This is a genomic window from Mesorhizobium sp. PAMC28654 (assembly GCF_020616515.1).
GTDB lineage: Bacteria > Pseudomonadota > Alphaproteobacteria > Rhizobiales > Rhizobiaceae > Mesorhizobium.
The window spans coordinates 5,990,822-6,011,127 of record NZ_CP085135.1; the positions used below are offsets into that span (position 1 = coordinate 5,990,822).

The following is a 20,306-nucleotide window of genomic DNA, read 5'->3' on the forward strand; positions in this document are numbered from 1 at the left end:
ACGTAGCCGTGAACGGGAGAAGGGGCTATGCCGCAACGCTACGCCGACTGTCCGTCCGCAAGGGCCCCTTTACCCCGCGTCCTTTCACAGCCAATAACAGCCAGCCAAACAACGCCGGAAGAATCCCATGACCGACCTTCACATCGTCGAGGCGACGATCGCCCAGTTGCGGCGCGCGCTGGAAGAGGGCACCGTCACCAGCGTCGAGTTGGTCGGGGCATATCTGCGGCGCATTGCTTTCCATGACCGGCATGGCATCGCGCTGAACGCGGTTCCGGTGCTCAACCCCCGCATGTTCGAGGATGCCGCTGCCTCCGACCTGCGCCGCCAGCAAGGCGCGGTGCTCGGGCCACTGGACGGCATCCCCTATACGGCCAAGGACAGCTACAAGGTGGCGGGGCTGACGGTGGCCGCCGGCTCGCCGGCGTTCGAACATCTCGTCGCCAATGAGGACGCCTTCACCATCGCGCGATTGCGGGCCGGCGGCGCGGTGCTGGTCGGGCTGACCAACATGCCGCCGATGGCCAATGGCGGCATGCAGCGCGGCGTCTATGGCCGGGCCGAAAGTCCCTATAATGCCGATTACCTCACCGCCGCCTTCGCGTCGGGCTCGTCCAACGGCTCGGGCACGGCGACGGCGGCCAGCTTCGCCGCTTTCGGGCTGGGCGAGGAGACATGGTCGTCGGGCCGCGCGCCGGCTTCCAACAACGCTGTTGTCGCCTACACGCCGTCGCGCGGCGTCATTTCGGTTCGCGGCAACTGGCCGCTGGTGCCGACCATGGATGTGGTCGTGCCGCATACGCGCAGCGTCGGCGACATGCTGGAACTGCTCGACGTGATCGTGGCGGATGATGCGGAGACGCGTGGCGATTTCTGGCGCGCGCAGCCCTGGGTGGCGCTGCCCGTGAGTTCGGCGGTCAGGCCGCCAAGCTATGCCGGGTTGCCACTGGAAGGCGCGCTGAAGGGCAAGCGGCTGGGCGTGCCGCGCATGTATATCGGTGGGGATGCCGAGGCGACCACGCCGATCGAGACCCGCGCCTCGGTGCTCGATCTGTGGCGGCAGGCGGCGGATGATCTCAGGCGGCTCGGCGCCGAGGTGGTCGAGGTCGATTTTCCAGTTGTCTCCAATTACGAGCGCGACCGCCCGGGCGCGCAAACCATGGTCGATCGCGGCATCGTGCCCCTGGATTTCGCCGAGCGGGAAATCTGGGACCTCTGCATTTTCGGCTGGGACGATTTCCTGCGCGCCAACGCCGATCGGAACATCCCTGATCTCGCGGCGGTCGATGGCCCCAACATCTTCCCGCAGCCGCCGGGCACGCTGCCGGACCGCTACACCGGTGATTTCAGCTTCGCCGACTATGTCGAGCGGGCAAGGCTCGGCGTGACGCCCGTCGCCGATATCCCGGCGCTGGAAGACGGGCTGAAGGGGCTGGAGGCCACGAGGCGGATAGATTTCGAGGACTGGCTGGACGCGCAAGGCCTCGATGCCGTGGTGCTGCCGGCCGCCGCCGATGTCGGGCCGGCCGACGCCGATGTCAACGAAGCCTCGGCCGTGCTTGCCTGGCGCAACGGCACCTGGGTTGCCAACGGCAATCTTGTATGGCGGCATCTGGGCATCCCCACCGTCACCGTACCGATGGGGACGATGGCTGATATCGGCATGCCCGTGGGGCTGACTTTTGCCGGCAAGGCCTATGACGACACCGCGCTGCTGTGCCTCGCCGGCGATTACGAGTGCGCCACACACCGCCGCACCAGCCCGCCGCGCACGCCTGAACTGGCCGATGATATATTCACGGCGCGGGCGGGCGGCATCGCGAAGGCTGGTACCGTGCCGCCAGCGATCGTGCTGACCGCCGACACGCTTGCCTCGGGCGACGAGGACGAGATCATCATCACGCTCGACATCGCAGGCGATGCTTCGTCACCGGCCGGCGTGCAGGCGCATGTGAACGGACGGGAGATCGAGTTGCGGCGCAGCGAAACGCCGCCGGTCGAAACGCCCAAGGGCAGCATCCGCTTCACCGGCGTCGCGCTGGTTCCGGCCGGCGAGCACCGCAGGGTCCACAGCGTCTGGCGCGGGTCTTATGGCTCGGTCGTTACGGCCGTTGTGCGCACGCAGGATGGGCGCACCGCCGGGGCCTATGTGGTGACCGGCGGGATCGAGTGACAGACGAACGCTGATCTGCCAAGTTAACGAGGTCGGGCGTTCGATGCGGTTTTCAAGCAGCGCTCGGGAGGGGTGTGTGTGTGCATGCGTACGGGTCAGCTCCGCTGATTGCGGTTTTGCGTTCGAGATTTCTGCAGGTTCTTGTGGTGTCCGCCGCCGTGGCGGGCATGATCGAGGGCTGCGCCGGTCCTCGCATTATTGAAAGCGCGGTTCCCATGGCCGTCGAAGCCCGCCCATCCTGCACCGCGCAATGGCTCGCGCATGGCCACACCAACCAGAAAGAGGCACAGGCCTTCGCCAAGAAATGCCTGGAGGCGCAAGGCGTGGTGGCCAGGCAGTTCGACGACAAGGCCATCGCCCGCAAGATGACGGCGTTGATCGACGCCGATCATCCGCTGACCGCGCTTGAGCCGTCCGACATCGGGGAGTTCTGCCCCGGCTATCTCAGGCAGGACCGCGAGGGCCGCGCCGTGTTCTGGCGCACGCTGCTCTCGGCCCTGGTCCACGCGGAATCGGTCAACAACAGCGCGGCGGCGTTCTGGGAAGAAGACCAGGACCAGTACTCCATCGGTCTCATGCAGCTCTCGCTGGCCGACGAGCCCAGATACAAATGCGGCTTCAAGTCGGAGGCCGAGATCACCGATCCCGACAGGAACCTTGCCTGCGGCATCAAGGTCGTGACCATGCTGGTCGGCAAGGACGGGGTAATCGGCGGCGGCGTTGGTCACGAGATGAAGGGTGCGGCTGCCTACTGGCAGAATCTGCGGCAGCCCCTGCCGGTGCGGGCCCAGTTGATCAAGGCCACGAGAGCGGTCGCCATGTGCAAGGGCGACGGGCGAACCTCGTAGGCAGGCTAGAGACGCTGGCGCCCCACAACCTCAAGGGCTGTCGCAACTATCGCTCATCGCCTTGCGCCACGGCCCGCCCTTGCGGTCTCTGCGGGCAAACCATCCAGGCGGCAGGTCGCTGATCTGTAGCAGCGACTTGTCTATCGCGATGACCTCTTCAAGGCCGACAAGCATGGCCTCCTTCATCTCGAAACCGGCTTCCCAATTGAGGAATTGCCATGCTCCGTCATCCTCGTCGTGCACCACATAGTCGACAGAATGTTCGCCGCTCATGATCAGGCGTGTCGTGATGACCGCGAGATTGCGAGGGTCGTCGAAGGGCCAGTTGTCGTTGGTCATGACGGCAGCGAGGCCAGCCATGCTTCCCAGAATTCCTGATGCATGTGGACGAAGACAGGGATGATATCGGGGCCTTCGTCAAATATGTCGACCAGATCCGTCTTTTGGGGGATCTGTCCCATCCGCACTTTGCAAGCCATCAATCCTAGGCTCATCTTGATGGTGGTTTCTTCCGGATAGACATTTGCGCTCGCGCCGTAACAAAAGGGCAGCAGGCCATCGACTTCGAGGTGCTGACGTATCTGGAACAAGGCTTCGAAAAAGTCCTCCTCCTCGGCCTCGACCATCTTGCCTCGATAGCTGCAGGTCAAGCTGCAACTGGTGCCTTTGCGGTCAAGTGTAAATACTGCCTGCTCATCCCCGCCGGTGCCTCCGCCAACAAGGAACACACTACGCTGTTCTGCCATTCTCCCCCCCCCTTGGCCTCATCCGGAGCATAGCTCGAAAAAGTCGAATTTTCCAATGGTCGGCTACTTTGTCGATGCTCTTCTCGATAGCCATTGTCCTTGATGTAGATGGACTTTTGCGTCGCCGCCACCGTCAAAGGCGCGATGGCGAGAGGGCTCGGCGTCACCGTGGTCGAGGACGCGCATTCGACGCTGGACAGCGGCGGCGAGACGGCAGGCGAGATCATCGCCCGACACAATGCCGAGTTCGCAGGGGGCGTGACGCTGGTGACGACGGAGGAGTTGGTCGGCGGGTGAGGGCGCGTCGGGTTTGATCCGGGGAGCTTCGGCGGAAGCACTTTCCTTCGAGCGTCGCGCTGCCCCTCATCCGCCTGCCGGCGTTCGTCATTCGAAAAGCCAAGCAATTGGCTTTTCGTCCGCAAGCGGACCATTCCTCAACTCCCCGTATAGGGACGGGGAGAAGGGGAGCTTGCAGCGACCTAGGCGCCCTTCTTGCAACGTTGGTAATTGGCAAAACCATCAACGACAGCGTCTTTCTCCCCGTCACTATACGGGGAGAAATGCCCGGCAGGGCAATGAGGGGCGGCGCCAGCGTTGGACGGGATTTCTCCGCCCAGGAATCATAAAGGCGGTGCTAGTCGCTCTCCCGTCCTGATTCATTGTTCTCCCGCATCCTGCTGTTTTGCATGATGTTTTCGGCTCCGGTGTCAGCCCATCGTGAAAACACTTTCACCTTTCCCATGTTGACCCTCGGCGGGCGCGCATGGTCTAGCCTTCGGCAACGACCCTGATGATGGTGATGCCGTGACCGCCCAGACCGCCCAACACACCCGTTTTACAAACGCCAGGCTAGCCGATGGCGCGCTGGTTGACCTCACCGTCGCCGATGGCCGCTTCAGCGCCATCACGCCGGCGGGCGACGGTGCGCCCGCCATCGAGACCATCGACCTCGGCGGACAACTCACGGTGCCCGGCTTCGTCGAGGGTCACATCCATCTGGACACCTCGTTCTATGGTGACGCCTGGCGGCCGCATCTTCCCTGCACCGGCGGTTTCGACGTGCGCGAGCGCGTGGCGTTCCAGGCGCGCAACCTCACGGCTGCCGCACCCATCGCTGTGCGGGCCAAGAACCAGCTGGAGCTGTGCGTCGCCCATGGCAGCCTTTCGATGCGCAGCCACGTCATGGTCGACGGCTCGGTCGGGCTGAAGCATCTGGAGACGATCCTTGCGGTGCGCGAGGCGCACCGCGACCTCATCGACATCCAGCTCGTCGCCTTCCCGCAAAGCGGCATCCTGTCGTTACTCGGCACGGCGGAGTTCCTGGAGGAGGCGGTGAAGCTCGGCTGCGACCTGATCGGCGGGCTCGACCCCGCGAGCTTCGACCGCGACGTGAAGGGGCATCTCGACGTGGTGTTCGGCCTGGCGCAAAAGCACGGCGTCGGCGTCGACATCCACCTGCACGATGGCGGCACGCTCGGGCTGTTCGAGATCGAGGAGATCGCCGCGCGGACAAAGGCATTGGGCATGCAGGGCCATGTCACCGTCAGCCACGCCTATGCGCTGGGCGAGTTTTCCGGCGATGCGCTGAAGAAGGCCGGCGACATGCTGGCGGCGGCAGGCGTCGCGATCATGACCAACGCGCCGGGCAACCACGCCTTTCCGCCGGTCGCGGCACTCAGGCAGGCCGGCGTCACCGTGTTCGGCGGTTCCGACAACATCCGCGATTCCTGGTGGCCCTATGGCGATGGCGACATGCTGAGCCGCGCCAACATGATCGGCTACCGCTCCGGCTTCTACGAGGACCACGAGCTGGAAGCGGCCTTTGACGTGGTCACCTATGCCGGCGCCAGGGCGTTGCGACTGGACAATTACGGCATCGGGGTCGGCGCCAGCGCCGACTTCGTGACGCTTGGGGCGGAGCATGTGCCCGAGGCGGTGGTGGCGGTGCCCAAGGCGCGGACAGTCTATCGCCGGGGCAGGGCGGTGGCGAAGGATGGGAAGCTGCTGGCGTGAGAGGTTTGCCTCTTGAAACGGATCATGAAATGGTCTGGATATCCTGGGATATTGGGCCCGTGTCTGGTCCGGAGCAGGATATGCCGCGATGAAGGTATCGGTGACCGAGGCGAAGGGGCAATTGACGGAGCTGGTTCGGCGCGCGGAAGCGGGTGACGAGGTCATCCTGACTCGCAATGGCCATGCCGCTGTGCGCCTCGTGCCCGTCAGTGCGGTGCTGGACCGGAAATCCCGTCGGGCGTTGCTGGAGGCGGTGCGGACATCCGCCGCCACAAAGGCATCCGCCGGGCCAAGTGCTGCCCGCAGCCAGGATTTCCTCTACGGCGATGATGGCGAAACTTATTAGGTCGGCCTGAAGGCAGAGGCTTATTAGCAGCAAAGCGCGGGCGGCATCACGCTTCGCCCTCGCACAGATAAAGGCTTGCCGATGGCACGGTCGCGCCCGCTCCGGCCTGGAGGGGCTGGGCCACAAACAGGTTCTTTCCGATCTCGAGGAATTCGCGCTTGGCGATATCGCGCCGGTTCGATGACGGCACGATCTGGCCGTTCCGGACGGGGATCACGAAGCCGAATTCGCCCCCGGCCTGTCCGCCCCGGTCGAGCCAGTACTCGTCCATGTCCGCATGTTTGCGCACACGGTTCCGGGAGACGCGGAAATTGATCGTGTGCGTGGCATTCGACACGCCGAGAAGATGATCGGCGCCGCCGCGCAACGCAATGCCTTCCATGACCAGCAGCGCCGCGTCCTTCGGCCTGAGCCCGCCCATGTCACGGGTGGCGTCGACAACGGCACGCTTTGAATTCCGCTGCCTGCTGCCCTGGATGCCACCGATGGCGGCGGTGTAGCCGCCGGGCAATTTGTACAAAACGAAGCTCAGCTTGACCAGGTCGAACCGATCTCTCCGCCGTGTCAGCTTGATCGAAAAAGCGCCCTCATGGTTGGCGGCCGAATGGACGGCCAGCCGCATGGTCAATGTGTAGGCATCGCGCTTTCCGGCCACCATGCCGATGTCCATCGGGCGGCCATGCCATGCCGCTTCCAGCCGATCGCGCGGCAAGGTTGCCGCGGCGAGATTGAAATGATCGGCGAGCAGGTCGAAGCCGCGTCCGCCCGGCAGCCCACGCGCGAAGAACTTGTAGACTTTCTTGAGCAGCAGGTCGTCGTTCGGCCTGTCCAGCCGGTGCTGCCGCCTGAACCTGGACAGGAACCTGAACCATTTGAAAAAGCTGACCGGCTTGCAGGCGACCCTGGACAGGAAGACCATCGATCGCCGCGCGCCCATGCGGGCGCAGAGGCTGCCAAGCTGCGCGGCAACGCCGGCGGCCTCCCGAGGCCAGCCGGGAAAACCCGGCTCCTTGCTCGTGTCGGTGCTCAAGATCCGCCCCGCATATCTTCCCAGCGCACAGGCAAATCGCCACTGCACTTCGCCGTTTCCCAATCATTCGGACGATGAAAGCAGTCTTCAAACACCCCAGCCGCAACGTGGGTTGTGGTCTCAAGACCAAACGCGGCGTTGCTACCCCGTGGACATTGCCTACGCATTACACCTTGCAAGGAAATGTCCGGGATTATACGGATCGGTAAAGATTAGCGGCTTCGAATGGAAGGAAGTGTGAAGTTGAGGGGCGGCGGGGCGGCGCACGGTCCGGTTTTGCTTTGTGAGAAGACCGCGCTGCTTAAACCCGGGCGAGCCGGTTGTGCCGCAAGTTTACCAGAATGTAGTCACGTTATCGATTTTGCGTCGGGCACGTCTCCCGGGGCCGACTTCCATACTGCTGGGGTATGCACCGCCGCCATCAGCCGCCAGAGGCACCCGGCGCCGGCCGGCTCGTCGCTGCAATGCAACCTGGCTCATATCTCGTCGAAGCGTCCCTCGCGGGTCGGGTGGCGTGTGATTGCCGCTTCCTCCTCGTCGTCGGGTAGCGCGTCGTCGCTCTCCTGATACGGGTTGTCGTCGTCTTCCTCCGGCAGGTCGCCATCCTTCTCCGTGTCGAAACGACTGTCGTTTTCCGGCACGCTGTCGGGCAGGATCTCGCCGCCCTTGATCGCATCCCAGTCCTGCTGGCCGATCGTCGGTCCATCGATATCCTCCGCGACGTCCGGATTTTGGCTGTTGGTGGGTGATTTGCCGCGTGGTGCCATGCTGGCCTCCTGTAGCGACTGCCGTTTCCAGCATCGCGGGTTTCATAATCGAATCAAATCGCCGCTCCATCTCGTTGTTCGAGCGTCGAATTTTTCAAAACTGGCGACAGCCTCCGGATACGATATCCAGCACCGCCATTTCTGAAATGACTGATTGCGAAATTCGGCGCGGACACAATGGTTCCGCCCCGTCCATGGAAGGGGCCGTCTATCCGTCGGAACTTTGGCGCGAAAGGCGAGGCGACGGCGTATATTCAATGTAATGTAGCAATCACTTCATTGAGAGGCGACCCCGAGGTGATCGGGCGTTGCATTTTTGTCATGTCCTTGGGCGACCGGGAAAGCGTTTTCGCCGTAGATCCAGAGCCCGTTGACGCTATCTGTCGGAGGAGACGAACAACGAGGCGGCGATCTGGGCGCGCAGGCCGGCGGGGCGTTCCTTTGCCTTGAGCAGGCCTTGTTCGCGGGCGGCGCGCTCGAAGGCGGACCATGCGACGGCCGGCCGGCATGCGCCGTTTTCAGCCGCGACCAGAAGCTGTGCCGCGGTCTTGTAGCTCTTCGCTTCCTTGTTGCACCAATGGCCTGCAAGGGCCCTGCGCGCGTCGGGGATCGAGGTGACCACCATGGAGCGGGCGTCGATGAAGCGAATGGTCAAGGCGGGCAGGGCGCGCATGGCGACCGCCTCACCAGCCGAGCCACTCGCGCGTGCGCCAGGCAAGGCCAGCGAAGGGCGTGACGAGAACGAGAAACACCAGCATCATCGTCAACGGGTGTCTGGTCATCGAGGGTCGCGGAGCCATCGCTAGGTCACCTTTTGCTTCTGAGAATGTTGCTTCTGAGAACGCCGTTTTGCAAACCGCAGGTGTAACGTCACTTCGGCCAAGTGGTTGCATCGCCACGCTGGCGGAATTGGCCAGGTGGCGGCATTCATCCCGCGGGGCAGGGGGACGGTTCAGGGCGTTGGTTCGAGGCGGCGCCGGGGCCGAGAAGCGATATGCCGTGCGATGCCTGCGGATCATTCACGCGAACCCGTTGGCGGAACCTGTTGGAACCTTCTGGCCATCGGGGCGTTTTGAATACGGATCGCCCCCCTCGCGATCCCAAGCCCCAAGTACAGCCCCGCCGGTCTCCCCGTCCGGTGGGGCTTTATTGTCTTGGCGGCCCCCTTTGCGTCGGCAGCCTGGAACAATCAATTTTCCAGCAATCGCGCGTCGCGAAAGGGTTGACATGGAACAACCTGGGCGCGAGTTTCCGCCCATGTCCATTTTGGGGAGTCGGGAATGAAGAAAATCTACGAGAAGCCGGTTCTGGTTCGCCGCGAGAAACTGTCGAAGGTCACGGCGGCCTTGCCACTAAGCGGTAACAATGGTCCGGCCTGACGATTTTCGTCGGTCCGCCAGGGTGGCCTTTTCTTTCTCGGTTCCCGGCGCCTGAATTGCCGCGGTGCATGGCCTGGCCGGCTTCCTCCGCCGGGTTTTCAGGCATTCGCGGGCTATCCTGCTCACCATTTCGGGAAACAATCGATCTTCAAGCATTCGCACGCCGCGACCGCATTGACATCGGGCAAGCCGGGCGCGAATTTTCGCCCGCATCACTCATGGGGAATTGGGAATGAAGGGGAATTGGGAATGAAGAAAATCTACGAGAAGCCTGTGTTGGTTCGCCGCGAAAAACTGTCGAAGGTCACGGCTATCCCGCTGAATTCGTCGAAGTCGGTCTGACGGTTTCATCAGCCCGCCGCCGACAGGGGAGGCGGGCTTTTCTTTGCCGCGATTCCAGGTCCCGGTGCCTGGGTTCTCGCCGGAGCATTCGGCCCGGCGAGCTCTCTTCGCGGTGATTTCCCGCATTTTGGGGGCTTTCTTGCATCAGTGGGCGGAGAACAGGTCATTATCCGGATCTGATACGTCGGCTATGGATTGACATGCAAACAAGCGGGGGTGAGCTTGCAACCGTATCCATGGCGGGAGACGGGGCATGAAGAAAATCTACGAGAAGCCGGTGCTTGTGCGCCGCGAAAAACTGTCGAAGGTCACGGCCGGTGGGTCACCATCGAGGCCGACCTGACCTGACCAGCCCGCCGCCAGGGGTGGCGGGCTTCCTGCTTCGAGGTCTGAATTTTCACCGGCCGGAAACAGGACGTGGTCCAACGACTACATGGGTGTCGCGGGTTGACATGAGGCCGGCTGGACGCGAGTTTCCGCCCGTATCCATTTTGGGGAGTCGGGGATGAAGAAAATCTACGAGAAGCCGGTGCTTGTGCGCCGCGAAAAACTGTCAAGGGTCACGGCCGCTCCGTCTAATTCGAACGCGCCTTGATCTTTTCGATCAGCCCGCCACCCGCAAGGTGGCGGGTTTTTCGTTTCTGGGACTGGATTGCCGCCGTGGCATCCGCGCCAGCACCATCGTGTCGGTCGTCGGCTCGCTCTATCCCAGCCACAACAGCAGGGCGGCGAGCACCAGCAGAATGGCGGCGATCGACAAGCCCAGCATGATGTAGGAGCCGTTGACGATCTCGGCGATGATCTTCTTGATGGTCGCGCGGTCGTTGAGGTTGGGGAAGGGCTCGTCGGGCTCGGGCACGCCCAGGAAGCGGCACAGCGGGCTCCAGCCCTCGGTTACCTTGAACAGCAGCAGTTGGTCCGGCGGCACCGCCGCCTGCACCTCCTCGATATAGGTGCTGTAGCGCGCGATCGCCTTGTCGCGGTCGTCCATCACGCCGTTCAGCGTGCGGCCCCACACCAGCTTGCTCGACATGTCGCCGAATTTCCAGCCGAACGGCGTCAGCCATTCCAGGATCTTGAACTGCCAGACATTCTTGGTGAAATAGATCGTGTCGACGGTGCTGTCATACCAGGCTGCGGGGCCGCGCGGATGAAGAGTGAGCAGCACCTTGGCGTCGGGGTAGGCGGAGAGCAATTCCTTCCACACGCAGCAGCCGGGGTTGTCGACCGTCGCCGTGTAGTTGGCGAACACCTGGTTCCAGTCCTGCTGGCTGCCCGGCGGGCTGTTGGCCACCTTGCGCCAGAAATCGAGATGGCCCTTGTTGGCCTTGTTCAGGATCACTTCCTGCATGTGGTAGCAGGGAAAGCCGAGCCTGTTCAGCGCGGCGAAGGTCGACCACGTGCCCGTACGGCCGAAACCTGCCCCGATGACCTTGAGCGTCATTTTCCTGTTCCCCTCACTGGCCGTCCCCTTGGCCGCTGACCCCCTTTCACGGGTTATTTCAGTGCGGGCTCATGTTGCCCCCGCATGGATTGGTGCGCAACGAATTTCCTCGTCAGTGGGGAAAAACACTACAGACATGTCGTCAATCCGGCTTCATCTGGAATGGGTTGGCGTTGCCGCCATCGAGGATAGTTCCCAAGCCTGGCCGGCAAGATCAATCGACGCAGCCCGGAGCGGCAGGCGCGCCGGCGAAACGGTCCCGCGTCCACGTCATCAAGTCGGCGGTCAGGGGCGAACCCTCCGCGACCAGCGACAGGTGGCCGACGCCCGGGTAGGACAGGAAATCGACGGGCTGGCCGGCGGCGCAACGCGATTTGACATAGGCCTGCTGCATCCGCGGAAGGACCGCGTCGTCGTCCTCCCCCTGAGCGATCAGCAGCGGCGCATTGATTGCGCCGCGCGGCGTGTTCTGCTCCAGCCGTGCGCCAAGCGGGCCGGATGCAGCGTCTTGCCAGAACGCGCCGCCGCGCGGCAGCAGCGCGGTTTCGGCCACAGAGAACAGCGTTTCCTTGCCACCCAGGCAGCGTCGGGCGATGTCGCCAGCAAGGGTTCTCGACCACCAGCCCATATAGTCGCCGGGCCGAACGTCCGGATAGGCGGCGGAATAGGCGCGCATGACATAGGCCGACACGATCTTGCCGAGGATCGTGGACTGCCCATCCTCGACAAGCTCCCTGAGGTCGCTGGCCGGCGCGAAAGCGGCAATGCCGGCGAGCTTGAGTTCCGGCGCGTAATCGGACGCGCGCATGCCCGCCCACAATGCGCTGTGGCCGCCTTGCGAATGGCCCCAGACCACAAGCTTGTCGTCCAGCCTCGGCTCGCCCATGCGGCGCGCGGCGCGAACCGCGTCGAGCACGGCGCGCGCCGCCTCATCGCCGACCAGATAGGCATGGCCGCCCGAGCCGCCTTGAACCCCAAGGCCGATATAGTCCGTCGCGACATAGGCCCAGCCGGCATCGAGCAGCGGTTGCAGCGCCGGGACATTGTCGAACGGGTGCTCCATCACGGAGGGGGCACAACCCGCCGCGATGCCCGTCGTGCCATGCGCCCAGGCGATGATGGGCCGACTGTCCGTGGCCGGTTGCCGCGACACCATCACGATGGCGCTGGCCACGGCCGGCGTGTTGTCGGCCCGGGTCGTCGCATAGAGGATCCGCCAGGCCCGCGCGTTGTCGGGAACGTCGCGCGTGAACGGCTCGCTGGCGATCAGCGTTCCGGCCGGGGCGACCGGATCGGAAACCCTGGAATAGAAGGCGTCGGGCATGGCTGGCTCGCAATACCACCATGCCAGCGCAATCAGGATGCAGGCGGCAAAGCCGATCCAGGCAAGGGCGCGGGCCAAACGTGCGAAGATCCTGCGCCGTCCTGTTGCCATGTGGTCCCCTCGGTTGCGGCGATTGTGGCATGAAAACAGGTTGTTTCCACTTTGAGTCCGCTGCGAATGTCTGTAACTGGCGCGATCACATAGACCTTCTGGCTATTCCAGAGGGCGCTGACCGGTGATAATAGGTCAGCGAGATTGACCTAATTACCACCGACTGGGAGGTCGTGTTGACTTTGATGGACCTGTTGGCGTCGCGCTCGTCGCGCATGAAGGCGTCGGAAATCCGCGAACTGCTGAAGCTGCTCGACCAGCCCGACATCATCTCCTTTGCCGGCGGCATTCCCGACCCTTCGCTGTTTCCGTCCGCCGCGATCGCCGATGCCTATGCCTCGGTGCTCGCCGGCGCGGAGGCGGGGGCCGCACTGCAATACCAGGTCAGCGAAGGCTATTTGCCGCTGCGGCGGTGGCTGGTCGGCTTGATGAGCGACCTTGGCGTGCCTTGCGACGAGGGCAACATCCTCATCACTTCCGGCTCGCAGCAGGGGCTGGATTATCTGGGCAAGCTTTTTCTCTCGCCTGGCGACACCGCGCTGGTGACATGGCCGACCTATCTCGGCGCGCTGCAGGCCTTCAACGCCTATGAGCCGCGCTACGACCGGCTGACGCCGGATGGCGGCAACATGACGCCGTCGGCCTATCGCGCCGCGGCCGCCGCCAATGGCGGACGGCCGAAATTCGCCTATCTGGTGCCCGATTTCGCCAATCCGACCGGCGAGACCTTGAACCGGAAGCAGCGCGAGGCGGTGCTCGACCTCGCCGGCGAACTCGACATCGCCGTCATCGAGGACGCCGCCTATCGCGCGCTGCGCTATGACGGCGAGGCCGTGCCGCCGATCCTGGCGCTGGACTGCGCTCGCTCCGGCGGCATCGACAAGGCGCGCACCATCTATTGCGGCTCGTTCTCAAAGATCCTGTCGCCGGGCATGCGGGTGGGCTGGATCTGCGCGCCGCGCGCCGTCATCGAAAAACTCGTCCTGATGAAGCAGGCGTCGGATCTGCACAGCCCGTCGATCAACCAGATGGTCATGCATCGCGCCGCCGAAGCCGTCTTCGACGGCCAGGTCGAGAAACTCATCGGCGCCTATGGCGCGCGCCGTGACGCGCTGCTCGCCGCGCTTGAGGCTCACATGCCCGAGGGCGTGACCTGGAGCCGTCCGGAGGGCGGCATGTTCGTCTGGGTGACGCTGCCGGAGGGCATCGACGCCACCGAGCTTCTGGCACGGTCGGTCAAGGAAGCGCGCGTCGCCTTCGTGCCCGGCAACGCCTTTTACGCCGACGGAACCGGGCGCAACACGCTGCGCCTGTCCTTCACGCTCGCCGACCATCGCGCGGTGAGCGAGGGGATTCCGAGACTTGCGGCGCTGCTGAAGTAGGCGCCTAGGGTGGCGACATCCAATCTCCCCCACGAGGGGGAGATCGGCGGCTTCGCCGTCCCGCTATTCATTGACCCTTGAGCCGTCTGGCTTGAAGTGACAGGCTGGCGGCGGCTAGGCATGTTCGCCGGCCGAGAGAGATACGATGCCCAGCGCCCCATCACCCCGCATCATCCTGCTGCTCGGCAGCGCGCCCGATGTCGTGCGCTGCGAGGCCTGGCCGAAGGCAGCCTTCAGCCGGATCGTGGCCATCAACAATGCCTGGCGCGTGCGCCCCGACTGGGATTTTCTCGTCCATGCCGGCGATTTCCCGGCGGACCGGCTGCCGGCGGATGCAAGGCTGCGGCAGGCGCAGATCTTCAGCGCCTCGCACTATGTGCCGGCGCAGAACGCCTTTGGCGGCTTCGTCTATGCCGGCGCCACCATGGCGCTGACGGCGGCCTACTGGACCATCCACAGCCAGAGGCCGGATGTGCTGGCATTCCTTGGCTGCGACATGATCTATGACAGGCCGGACAAGACGCATTTTTATGGCGTCGGCCGCCCCGATCCGCTGCGCGATGACGTGACGCTGCGCAATCTCGAGGCGAAGTCGAACCGGCTGCTGGTGCAGGCGCTGAAGCGCGACTGCCTGTGCGTCAACCTGTCGGACCTGCCGCGCAGCCGCCTGACTTTTCCAAGGCTGAGTTTCGATGGACTGACGGGCCTGACCCCGGAGCGGATCGCCGCGATGCGGTCGGAAATTCTCGCCGGCATCCGTCTCGACCAGGCGGAAAAGGCGGAGAAAGCTGAGCAGGAGCTGGGCTATTTCTATGAAGACGGCATGTACTGGAACCATCTCGACGAGATCGACGAGCGGCCGCTCGCCGATATCGACCGGATGTGGATTTCGGCGGTGGAGGGAAATTGAGACGCTTCCTCGAGGATTCAATGGCGCGGGGTGGCCTATACTTCCTGCGCCTGAGATCGACGGCAAAAGCAGGCATGGCGAGGCAAGCCATGGCTCGCTCGGCACGTCTGGGACCGCGGTGGGGGGCAGCGTTCCTTATGATTGGCGGCGCGGCTCTTCGAAACTACAGCACTCGTGCCTGGACGCTGGCCGTTGCCGCACTTTGCGTCATCCTGGCCCTTATCTCGATATGGGGCTTCTATCGGTATTGGCCCAGCCGTGAGTTGCGGATGAAGGGCAATGCCGTCGCTGCATGGGGGCACGTCGCCGAGGTGTCGATCTATCTTATTGTTGTTCTGCTCGTCCTCTATTTCACGCCGACTAGCGTTTGGCTGTCCGCCATCGAAGGGCACTGACACAAACGAATGGCGGGCCGTGCGACCCGCCATCCTCGTGGTCGTGGAAAATCAGCCCTTGCCGGCGAGCGTGTGCAGCTTATCGCAGAACTCGGCATGCGGCTTGCTCATCGCCGCGTCGTTGCATTCCTTCATCATGGCGCTCTTGTGCCGCTTGGATTCCTTGTCCCAGACCTTCTTCATGTCGGCATCCGACTTCATGGTCGTCATTGCCTTGTCGGTAAAGAAGGGGGCCATCATCTTTGGCTGGTCGAGGATGCCGGCAAATGCAGAACCGGCGATTACTGATGCGGCCAATACTCCCAGGCAGACGGTTTTGATGTTCATGGATTATCTCTTCCCTGTTTTTGCCCCCGGATGAGGGCACATCATCAATATCATTTTTGGAAGATTGATTTAGAGGTAGCTGATATTGGTTGCTGTCACGTTTCGGTGAGCGTGACGGCCGAAAAGCATGCCTTCAGGCTGAACCCGAGTGGAACCGGTTTTCGAAAAAAGACCATGCTCGGACAGACGGATAGAGCCTCCCGAGTTCAGTGGCAGGCTCCAGGGAACATTTCGCCGGCGGCGTGGTTGTTGCGGTGGCCAGCCTGCTGACGCGTCTGGTCTCACAGGTCCTGTCGAGGAACCAGGGCCCGTCACCGTGAGGTGGCGGGCTTTCCGTTTTTGGTGGCAGGAGCGCGGCGTCAGGCCGCCCAGGTGGCCGCCCTGTGCAGGTTCGGCTTACTCGGCCGCCGCAGCCAGCTTGTCCTGCGTCTTGGTGTCGAAATCGCTGGCGTCGTGGCGCTCGAGCAACTGCATGGAAGGTTCACCGAAGGCGCGGTTGACCATGCGCCCGCGCTTCACCGCCGGCCTTTCGTCGATCGCCTTGGCCCAGCGCTGCACGTGCTTGTACTCGTGCACCGACAGGAACTCGGCTGAGTCATTGTACATGCGGCCGAGCACCAGCCCGCCATACCAGGGCCAAACAGCCATATCGGCGATCGTATAGTCGCCACCGCCCAGATATTCGTTGTCAGCCAGCCGGCGGTCGAGCACGTCCAGTTGCCGCTTGGTCTCCATCGAGAAACGGTCGATGGCGTATTCGAATTTTTCGGGCGCGTAGGCGTAGAAATGGCCGAAGCCGCCGCCGAGATAGGGGGCCGAGCCCATCTGCCAGAACAGCCAGGACAGTACCTCCGCGCGCGCTGGCTGGTCGGTCGGCAGGAATTCGCCGAACTTTTCCGCCAGGTAGACCAGGATCGAGCCGGATTCGAAGATGCGGACCGGCTTCTTGCCGCCGCGGTCCATCAAGGCGGGGATCTTGGAGTTGGGATTGACCTCGACGAAGCCGCTGCCGAACTGGTCGCCATCGCCGATCTTGATCAGCCAGGCGTCATATTCCGCGCCCTTGTGGCCCAGAGCCAGCAGTTCCTCCAGCATGATCGTCACCTTGACGCCATTGGGCGTCGCCAGCGAATAGAGCTGCAGCGGGTGCTTGCCCACCGGCAGTTCCTTGTCATGCGTGGAGCCGGCGATCGGGCGGTTGATGTTGGCGAAGGTGCCGCCATTGCCCTGTTTCCAGGTCCAGACTTTCGGGGGTGTGTATTCGGTCATCTCGGAAGGCCTCGTGTTTTGGGTGGGGCGAAGGATGATTTGAGGTTGATGGGGCGGGCTGGCTACAGGTAAGATACAACGGGCTGCAAAGGGGGAAGTTCAACTTACGTTGAACTATTGTCAACGCGGGCGCCGCCCCTCATTGTCCTGCCGGACGTTCGTCGTTCGAAAAGCCAAGCAATTGGCTTTTCGTCCGCTGTGCGGACCACTCCTCAACTCCCCTATAGTGACGGGGAGAAAGATGCTGACCGCGACGCCGACGCCCTTTCTGCAACGCTCACAATTGGCGAAATCCTCGATGACGGCGTCCTTCGCCCCGTTTACGGGGAGAAGTGCCCGGCAGGGCGATGAGGGGCGGCGCCAAGATCGGTAATTGGCCTTCCCACAACCCCTTGCGCCTTGCCGCGCGTGGCATACCTATAGAACATGATAGCAAAGCCGACCCAGGATAAGAGCATGACCATCAATCCCCATCTGCGCTCCGTCGTTGCGGTGCGCGCCACTGTTCCCGATGACGCCTTTACGGCGAATGCGCTGGGCACGCGCCGGGAAGGCAGCGGCGTGGTTATAAGGGACAATGGGCTGGTGCTGACCATCGGCTATCTCATCACCGAGGCCGAGGAGGTCTGGCTGACCGACCATAGCGGGCGCGTGGTGCCGGCGCATGCGCTGGCCTACGACCAGGAGTCAGGGTTTGGGCTGGTGCAGGCGCTGGCGCCGCTCGGCCTGCCGGCGGTTACCCTGGGCGACGCGGCCAAGACCAAGGTCGGCGATGCAGTGGTGCTGACCGACGGTATCGGCCAGTCCGTGCAGGCCCACATCGTCACCAAGCAGGAATTCGCCGGCTATTGGGAATATCTGCTGGACGAGGCGATCTTCATCGCCCCGGCGCATCCGTCATGGGGAGGTGCCGCGCTGTTCGGGGCCGATGGCACACTGCTCGGCATCGGCTCGCTGCGCCTGCAGATGAGCCGCAACGGCGACGTCGCCGATATCAACATGGTGGTGCCCATCAACCTGTTGCCGCCGATCCTCGACGATCTGCTGACGCGCGGCCAGGTGGCGAGGCCGCCGCGCCCGTGGCTCGGCGCGCTTTCGGCTGAAAGCGATGGCAAGGTGGTGGTGATGAGCGTCACCGAAGGCGGCCCCGCCGCCAAGGCCGGCCTGCGCCAGGGCGACGTCATCTCGGATGTGCGCGACGGCGAAGTCGACGGGCTCGCCGATTTCTATCGCAAGCTGTGGGACAGCGGCCCGGCGGGTGCTGAAATCCCGATGCGCGTGGTGCGCGACGGCCGCGAAACCTGGCTGCGGGTGAAATCAGCCGATCGTGCGAGTTTCCTGAGGAAGCCGCATCTGCAGTAGGCGGCGCGCCTTTCCATTCGCGGATCGCGATGCACTTTTCGGGATCATGCTCTAGGAATCGGCTGGTGAGACAGCCGAGGCCACAGCCTGCGCGGCGACTGCAAGCTGGGACATGACATCCACCGCGACACGCGATGCCTCCTCGCCAAGAGCCTCAGCCAACCGGACCCGGGCACGCTCCTAGGTGGCCATGGATTCATCCATCAGCCGGCGCCCCCCGTCGGTAAGCACCAGGCGTTTGCCGGCTCGGCCCCGCCCCCCATGGTTACGCACGAGCTCCCTCCGCTCGAGGCTCTTTACGCTACGGCTGAGGGTAGTGGCGTCGACCCCTGCGCGCGCCGCCAGTTCAGCGAGCGTTGGCTCATGGCTGCCGCCAATCCCCACCAGAAGGCTGAACTGCTCAGCGGTGATCCCCAAGGGTCGAAAGCAGGCATTGTAGTAGCGCGTGAGCGCTCGCGCGGTGACCCGGGCCTGGAAGGCCGGGCACTCGGTTTCGACGCGGCGATAGAGATCAGAAGCCTCTGTCATTTGCGGGTCCTCGACAAGCTTCGAATCATATAATACTGTATATGCATTATTGTTAGGGAGCCGCGCCATGACGGCCTATGTTCACGTCAATCTACGTATAAAAGATCCGGCCAGACAAGCCGCGCTTGCGCCGCGCTTTCAGGCGGCGCTGCAGGCAGCAGGAGGCCGCATCCTCCACTTCGGGCCGGTGACCCAGATGCTGGAAGGGGACGTGGCGCCATTGCCCATGGCCGGCATCTTCGAATTCGCGACCTTGGCCGACGCGCTGGCGTTCTATCATCGGAGTACGCGCCGATCAAGGTTGAGCGCGACGCGGCGCAGGAAGCGCGCATGTTTGTCGTCGACGCCGGGCTGAGTGGCCCAAGACCGCGTTCGTCCGGCTACGGACGGGTTCCGCCCCGTTTGTGATCTTCGCGGCAAAGGGCTGCCTACGGAGCCGCTGCCTTGCCATTGTCCGGAACCGGGGCGTGGGCACGGGGTAGCCGCGGCGTGACAAGGGCACCGCCGGATTCAAGCTGGCCGTTATCGTTGGCCGTTGCGGCTACGACAGGCACAATCCGGCAAGAAGTATCCCCAGGGGGCAAGCTCGGCCTCGAAAATGTGGACCAAACGAAAAGACCGCGCTTGCTTTCGCAAGGCGGCCTTTTCGCGGGAGGAGGTCAGAAGAGCCGGAGCCAATCCCGAAAACTGGGAGCGGGTTTTCGAAAAGGCCCGGACAGATAGATGGACGTCAATCAGGCCTTGGTTGCCTTGCGGACGTGGTGCTTGCGGTGATGATGCTTGCGGACGTGATGCTTGTGGGTGTGGTGCTTCTTGACGTGATGCCTGTTGTGGTGGTGATGACGGTGATGCTTGCGGACGTGGTGGTGCCGGCGATGTTTGCGGATCCGCTTGTGGCTGGGGGACTGGGCGCGCGTCTGCGTCGCGGCAGCCGGGGTGGTGGTCGTCGTGGTCGCGGCCGGAGCGGTCGTTGTCGTGGCCGGAGCGGTGGTTGTCGTCTGGGCGTTGGCGTCGACAACCGGCATCGAGAAGGCGAGGGCGAGAGCCAAGCCGAGGGCGGAGAGGATGGACTTGTTCACTTGTATCATTCCTTGTTTCAAATGATGATTGTTGATGGGAGGTTCACTGGCCTTGGTCGTCCGGTGTCACTCCAAGGAGCTTCAGGGCGTTGGCGAGGGTCCGGATGCCTTGTGCCTGCTTGTGGTCGGCACAAAACTGGGATGCGCGCCGCTGAAGCGCTGTTGCCTGCGCGGCCTGCGTCGCGTTGGCTTGTTTCGAGGGCCTCGTCGAGTTGAAGACTGAGCCGGTCGCAATGTTGGCTCCGGGTGATGGCCGCCTGCGCGGGCTGCCCGACCGCAAGCATGGCGAGCGACATGCCAAGCAGTGCTCCCATCCATCCATACGATCGTTGCATTGTCAGCCATCGCCCCGTCTGCTTTCGCGGCAACCGGTATCTCCGGCGCCCACGGATAGGGTTATGACAGCGGATTCTTTCGCCAGTTTTTCCCAACTGTTGAATCTTGTTTCTGGATTGTTTCCCGAGCGGTGGACCAGGATGCGATCCAACGTAGGGTCGCGGCACTTGGGCTGGCGGCCACCAACCGGCCAGC

Annotated in this window: 23 protein-coding genes and 1 pseudogene; 12 read left to right on the plus strand and 12 right to left on the minus strand. The window is 63.5% G+C overall.

The annotated features are described in order from the left end of the window. Nucleotides 1-127: 127 nt before the first annotated feature. Both LGH82_RS29620 and LGH82_RS29625 read left to right on the plus strand, forming a co-directional pair. Complete coding sequence (locus LGH82_RS29620; protein WP_227346072.1) at nucleotides 128-2,173, plus strand: amidase; 2,046 nt, start codon at nucleotides 128-130, stop codon at nucleotides 2,171-2,173. A gap of 146 nt (nucleotides 2,174-2,319) precedes the next feature. Continuing rightward, nucleotides 2,320-3,021, plus strand: coding sequence for a hypothetical protein (locus LGH82_RS29625; protein ID WP_227346073.1), 702 nt, complete (start codon nucleotides 2,320-2,322; stop codon nucleotides 3,019-3,021). A gap of 30 nt (nucleotides 3,022-3,051) precedes the next feature. Here the strand turns inward: LGH82_RS29625 and LGH82_RS29630 are convergent, their stop codons facing one another. Both LGH82_RS29630 and LGH82_RS29635 read right to left on the minus strand, forming a co-directional pair. Next, on the minus strand, nucleotides 3,052-3,381 hold the full coding sequence (locus LGH82_RS29630) for a hypothetical protein (RefSeq protein WP_227346074.1): 330 nt from the start codon (nucleotides 3,379-3,381) through the stop codon (nucleotides 3,052-3,054). After that, nucleotides 3,357-3,767, minus strand: a complete 411-nt coding sequence (locus LGH82_RS29635) for a hypothetical protein (RefSeq protein ID WP_227346075.1) — start codon at nucleotides 3,765-3,767, stop codon at nucleotides 3,357-3,359. Before LGH82_RS29635 ends, LGH82_RS29630 begins: the two co-directional genes overlap by 25 nt. A 108-nt stretch (nucleotides 3,768-3,875) precedes the next feature. Here LGH82_RS29635 and LGH82_RS29640 point away from each other — a divergent pair, with 108 nt between their 5' ends. The 3 genes from LGH82_RS29640 to LGH82_RS29650 all read left to right on the plus strand — a co-directional run bounded on the left by LGH82_RS29640 (nucleotide 3,876) and on the right by LGH82_RS29650 (nucleotide 6,126). After that, on the plus strand, nucleotides 3,876-4,064 hold the full coding sequence (locus tag LGH82_RS29640; protein WP_227346076.1) for an isochorismatase family protein: 189 nt from the start codon (nucleotides 3,876-3,878) through the stop codon (nucleotides 4,062-4,064). 507 nt (nucleotides 4,065-4,571) lie between these two features. After that, the gene (locus tag LGH82_RS29645) at nucleotides 4,572-5,780 is read left to right on the plus strand and encodes an amidohydrolase family protein (protein WP_227346077.1); all 1,209 of its coding nucleotides are present in this window, start codon (nucleotides 4,572-4,574) and stop codon (nucleotides 5,778-5,780) included. Between the two features lie 88 nt (nucleotides 5,781-5,868). Then, a complete protein-coding gene (locus LGH82_RS29650) occupies nucleotides 5,869-6,126 on the plus strand; it encodes a type II toxin-antitoxin system Phd/YefM family antitoxin (protein WP_227346078.1) in 258 nt (85 codons plus the stop codon). A gap of 46 nt (nucleotides 6,127-6,172) precedes the next feature. Here LGH82_RS29650 and LGH82_RS29655 read toward each other — a convergent pair whose 3' ends face one another. The 3 genes from LGH82_RS29655 to LGH82_RS29665 form a co-directional block, all read right to left on the minus strand. Further along, nucleotides 6,173-7,156, minus strand: coding sequence for a DUF535 family protein (locus LGH82_RS29655; RefSeq protein ID WP_227346079.1), 984 nt, complete (start codon nucleotides 7,154-7,156; stop codon nucleotides 6,173-6,175). Nucleotides 7,157-7,632: 476 nt separating this feature from the next. Further along, on the minus strand, nucleotides 7,633-7,923 hold the full coding sequence (locus tag LGH82_RS29660; RefSeq protein WP_227346080.1) for a hypothetical protein: 291 nt from the start codon (nucleotides 7,921-7,923) through the stop codon (nucleotides 7,633-7,635). A gap of 376 nt (nucleotides 7,924-8,299) precedes the next feature. Next, nucleotides 8,300-8,596, minus strand: a complete 297-nt coding sequence (locus LGH82_RS29665) for a DUF982 domain-containing protein (RefSeq protein ID WP_227346081.1) — start codon at nucleotides 8,594-8,596, stop codon at nucleotides 8,300-8,302. Nucleotides 8,597-9,203: 607 nt separating this feature from the next. On the opposite strand from LGH82_RS29665, the gene LGH82_RS29670 reads away from it, so the two are divergent. Together LGH82_RS29670 and LGH82_RS29675 are read left to right on the plus strand one after the other, a co-directional pair. Continuing rightward, the gene (locus tag LGH82_RS29670; protein ID WP_227346082.1) at nucleotides 9,204-9,302 is read left to right on the plus strand and encodes a putative RiPP precursor; all 99 of its coding nucleotides are present in this window, start codon (nucleotides 9,204-9,206) and stop codon (nucleotides 9,300-9,302) included. Nucleotides 9,303-9,897: 595 nt separating this feature from the next. After that, entirely contained in the window at nucleotides 9,898-9,987 is a 90-nt protein-coding gene (locus tag LGH82_RS29675) for a putative RiPP precursor (protein ID WP_227346083.1), read from the plus strand. 360 nt (nucleotides 9,988-10,347) lie between these two features. Here the strand turns inward: LGH82_RS29675 and LGH82_RS29680 are convergent, their stop codons facing one another. Both LGH82_RS29680 and LGH82_RS29685 read right to left on the minus strand, forming a co-directional pair. Then, a complete protein-coding gene (locus tag LGH82_RS29680) occupies nucleotides 10,348-11,088 on the minus strand; it encodes a sulfotransferase family protein (RefSeq protein WP_227346084.1) in 741 nt (246 codons plus the stop codon). Nucleotides 11,089-11,302: 214 nt separating this feature from the next. Beyond that, the gene (locus LGH82_RS29685) at nucleotides 11,303-12,523 is read right to left on the minus strand and encodes a lipase family protein (RefSeq protein WP_227346085.1); all 1,221 of its coding nucleotides are present in this window, start codon (nucleotides 12,521-12,523) and stop codon (nucleotides 11,303-11,305) included. A 185-nt stretch (nucleotides 12,524-12,708) separates the two neighbouring features. Between LGH82_RS29685 and LGH82_RS29690 the strand changes: the two genes are divergently transcribed. The 3 genes from LGH82_RS29690 (at nucleotide 12,709) to LGH82_RS29700 (ending at nucleotide 15,210) form a co-directional block, all read left to right on the plus strand. Beyond that, entirely contained in the window at nucleotides 12,709-13,905 is a 1,197-nt protein-coding gene (locus tag LGH82_RS29690) for a PLP-dependent aminotransferase family protein (RefSeq protein ID WP_227349724.1), read from the plus strand. Nucleotides 13,906-14,050: 145 nt separating this feature from the next. Further along, complete coding sequence (locus LGH82_RS29695; RefSeq protein WP_227346086.1) at nucleotides 14,051-14,815, plus strand: hypothetical protein; 765 nt, start codon at nucleotides 14,051-14,053, stop codon at nucleotides 14,813-14,815. Continuing rightward, nucleotides 14,812-15,210, plus strand: a complete 399-nt coding sequence (locus LGH82_RS29700; RefSeq protein ID WP_227346087.1) for a hypothetical protein — start codon at nucleotides 14,812-14,814, stop codon at nucleotides 15,208-15,210. Before LGH82_RS29695 ends, LGH82_RS29700 begins: the two co-directional genes overlap by 4 nt. Before the next feature lie 51 nt (nucleotides 15,211-15,261). Here LGH82_RS29700 and LGH82_RS29705 read toward each other — a convergent pair whose 3' ends face one another. Both LGH82_RS29705 and yghU read right to left on the minus strand, forming a co-directional pair. Continuing rightward, entirely contained in the window at nucleotides 15,262-15,537 is a 276-nt protein-coding gene (locus LGH82_RS29705; RefSeq protein ID WP_227346088.1) for a hypothetical protein, read from the minus strand. Nucleotides 15,538-15,933: 396 nt separating this feature from the next. Beyond that, nucleotides 15,934-16,806 (minus strand): glutathione-dependent disulfide-bond oxidoreductase, encoded by an 873-nt coding sequence (gene yghU, locus LGH82_RS29710; RefSeq protein ID WP_227346089.1) that lies wholly within the window; start codon nucleotides 16,804-16,806, stop codon nucleotides 15,934-15,936. A gap of 456 nt (nucleotides 16,807-17,262) precedes the next feature. On the opposite strand from yghU, the gene LGH82_RS29715 reads away from it, so the two are divergent. Beyond that, nucleotides 17,263-18,168 carry a S1C family serine protease gene (locus LGH82_RS29715; RefSeq protein ID WP_227346090.1) on the plus strand — a complete coding sequence of 302 codons (906 nt, stop codon included), beginning with the start codon at nucleotides 17,263-17,265 and terminating at the stop codon, nucleotides 18,166-18,168. A gap of 180 nt (nucleotides 18,169-18,348) precedes the next feature. Here LGH82_RS29715 and LGH82_RS29720 read toward each other — a convergent pair whose 3' ends face one another. Beyond that, nucleotides 18,349-18,696: a MarR family winged helix-turn-helix transcriptional regulator gene (locus LGH82_RS29720; protein WP_227346091.1), complete on the minus strand. Its 348-nt coding sequence runs from the start codon at nucleotides 18,694-18,696 to the stop codon at nucleotides 18,349-18,351. Between the two features lie 67 nt (nucleotides 18,697-18,763). Between LGH82_RS29720 and LGH82_RS29725 the strand changes: the two genes are divergently transcribed. Then, nucleotides 18,764-19,051 carry a DUF1330 domain-containing protein gene (locus tag LGH82_RS29725; RefSeq protein ID WP_227346092.1) on the plus strand — a complete coding sequence of 96 codons (288 nt, stop codon included), beginning with the start codon at nucleotides 18,764-18,766 and terminating at the stop codon, nucleotides 19,049-19,051. Nucleotides 19,052-19,430: 379 nt separating this feature from the next. Here the strand turns inward: LGH82_RS29725 and LGH82_RS29730 are convergent, their stop codons facing one another. Together LGH82_RS29730 and LGH82_RS33765 are read right to left on the minus strand one after the other, a co-directional pair. Then, nucleotides 19,431-19,775, minus strand: coding sequence for a hypothetical protein (locus tag LGH82_RS29730; protein WP_227346093.1), 345 nt, complete (start codon nucleotides 19,773-19,775; stop codon nucleotides 19,431-19,433). A 43-nt stretch (nucleotides 19,776-19,818) separates the two neighbouring features. After that, nucleotides 19,819-20,110: pseudogene (locus LGH82_RS33765) on the minus strand (hypothetical protein). Nucleotides 20,111-20,306 lie beyond the last annotated feature (196 nt).

Bases quoted from the DNA above. Each gene is read 5' to 3' on its own strand.
- LGH82_RS29620 (WP_227346072.1), top strand. From the start codon at position 128: ATGACCGACCTTCACATCGTCGAGGCGACGATCGCCCAGTTGCGGCGC.
- LGH82_RS29630 (WP_227346074.1), bottom strand. From the start codon at position 3,381: ATGGCTGGCCTCGCTGCCGTCATGACCAACGACAACTGGCCCTTCGAC.
- LGH82_RS29635 (WP_227346075.1), bottom strand. From the start codon at position 3,767: ATGGCAGAACAGCGTAGTGTGTTCCTTGTTGGCGGAGGCACCGGCGGG.
- LGH82_RS29640 (WP_227346076.1), top strand. From the start codon at position 3,876: ATGGACTTTTGCGTCGCCGCCACCGTCAAAGGCGCGATGGCGAGAGGG.
- LGH82_RS29650 (WP_227346078.1), top strand. From the start codon at position 5,869: ATGAAGGTATCGGTGACCGAGGCGAAGGGGCAATTGACGGAGCTGGTT.
- LGH82_RS29660 (WP_227346080.1), bottom strand. From the start codon at position 7,923: ATGGCACCACGCGGCAAATCACCCACCAACAGCCAAAATCCGGACGTC.
- LGH82_RS29665 (WP_227346081.1), bottom strand. From the start codon at position 8,596: ATGCGCGCCCTGCCCGCCTTGACCATTCGCTTCATCGACGCCCGCTCC.
- LGH82_RS29670 (WP_227346082.1), top strand. From the start codon at position 9,204: ATGAAGAAAATCTACGAGAAGCCGGTTCTGGTTCGCCGCGAGAAACTG.
- LGH82_RS29675 (WP_227346083.1), top strand. From the start codon at position 9,898: ATGAAGAAAATCTACGAGAAGCCGGTGCTTGTGCGCCGCGAAAAACTG.
- LGH82_RS29680 (WP_227346084.1), bottom strand. From the start codon at position 11,088: ATGACGCTCAAGGTCATCGGGGCAGGTTTCGGCCGTACGGGCACGTGG.
- LGH82_RS29685 (WP_227346085.1), bottom strand. From the start codon at position 12,523: ATGGCAACAGGACGGCGCAGGATCTTCGCACGTTTGGCCCGCGCCCTT.
- LGH82_RS29690 (WP_227349724.1), top strand. From the start codon at position 12,709: ATGGACCTGTTGGCGTCGCGCTCGTCGCGCATGAAGGCGTCGGAAATC.
- LGH82_RS29695 (WP_227346086.1), top strand. From the start codon at position 14,051: ATGCCCAGCGCCCCATCACCCCGCATCATCCTGCTGCTCGGCAGCGCG.
- LGH82_RS29705 (WP_227346088.1), bottom strand. From the start codon at position 15,537: ATGAACATCAAAACCGTCTGCCTGGGAGTATTGGCCGCATCAGTAATC.
- yghU (WP_227346089.1), bottom strand. From the start codon at position 16,806: ATGACCGAATACACACCCCCGAAAGTCTGGACCTGGAAACAGGGCAAT.
- LGH82_RS29715 (WP_227346090.1), top strand. From the start codon at position 17,263: ATGACCATCAATCCCCATCTGCGCTCCGTCGTTGCGGTGCGCGCCACT.
- LGH82_RS29720 (WP_227346091.1), bottom strand. From the start codon at position 18,696: ATGACAGAGGCTTCTGATCTCTATCGCCGCGTCGAAACCGAGTGCCCG.
- LGH82_RS29725 (WP_227346092.1), top strand. From the start codon at position 18,764: ATGACGGCCTATGTTCACGTCAATCTACGTATAAAAGATCCGGCCAGA.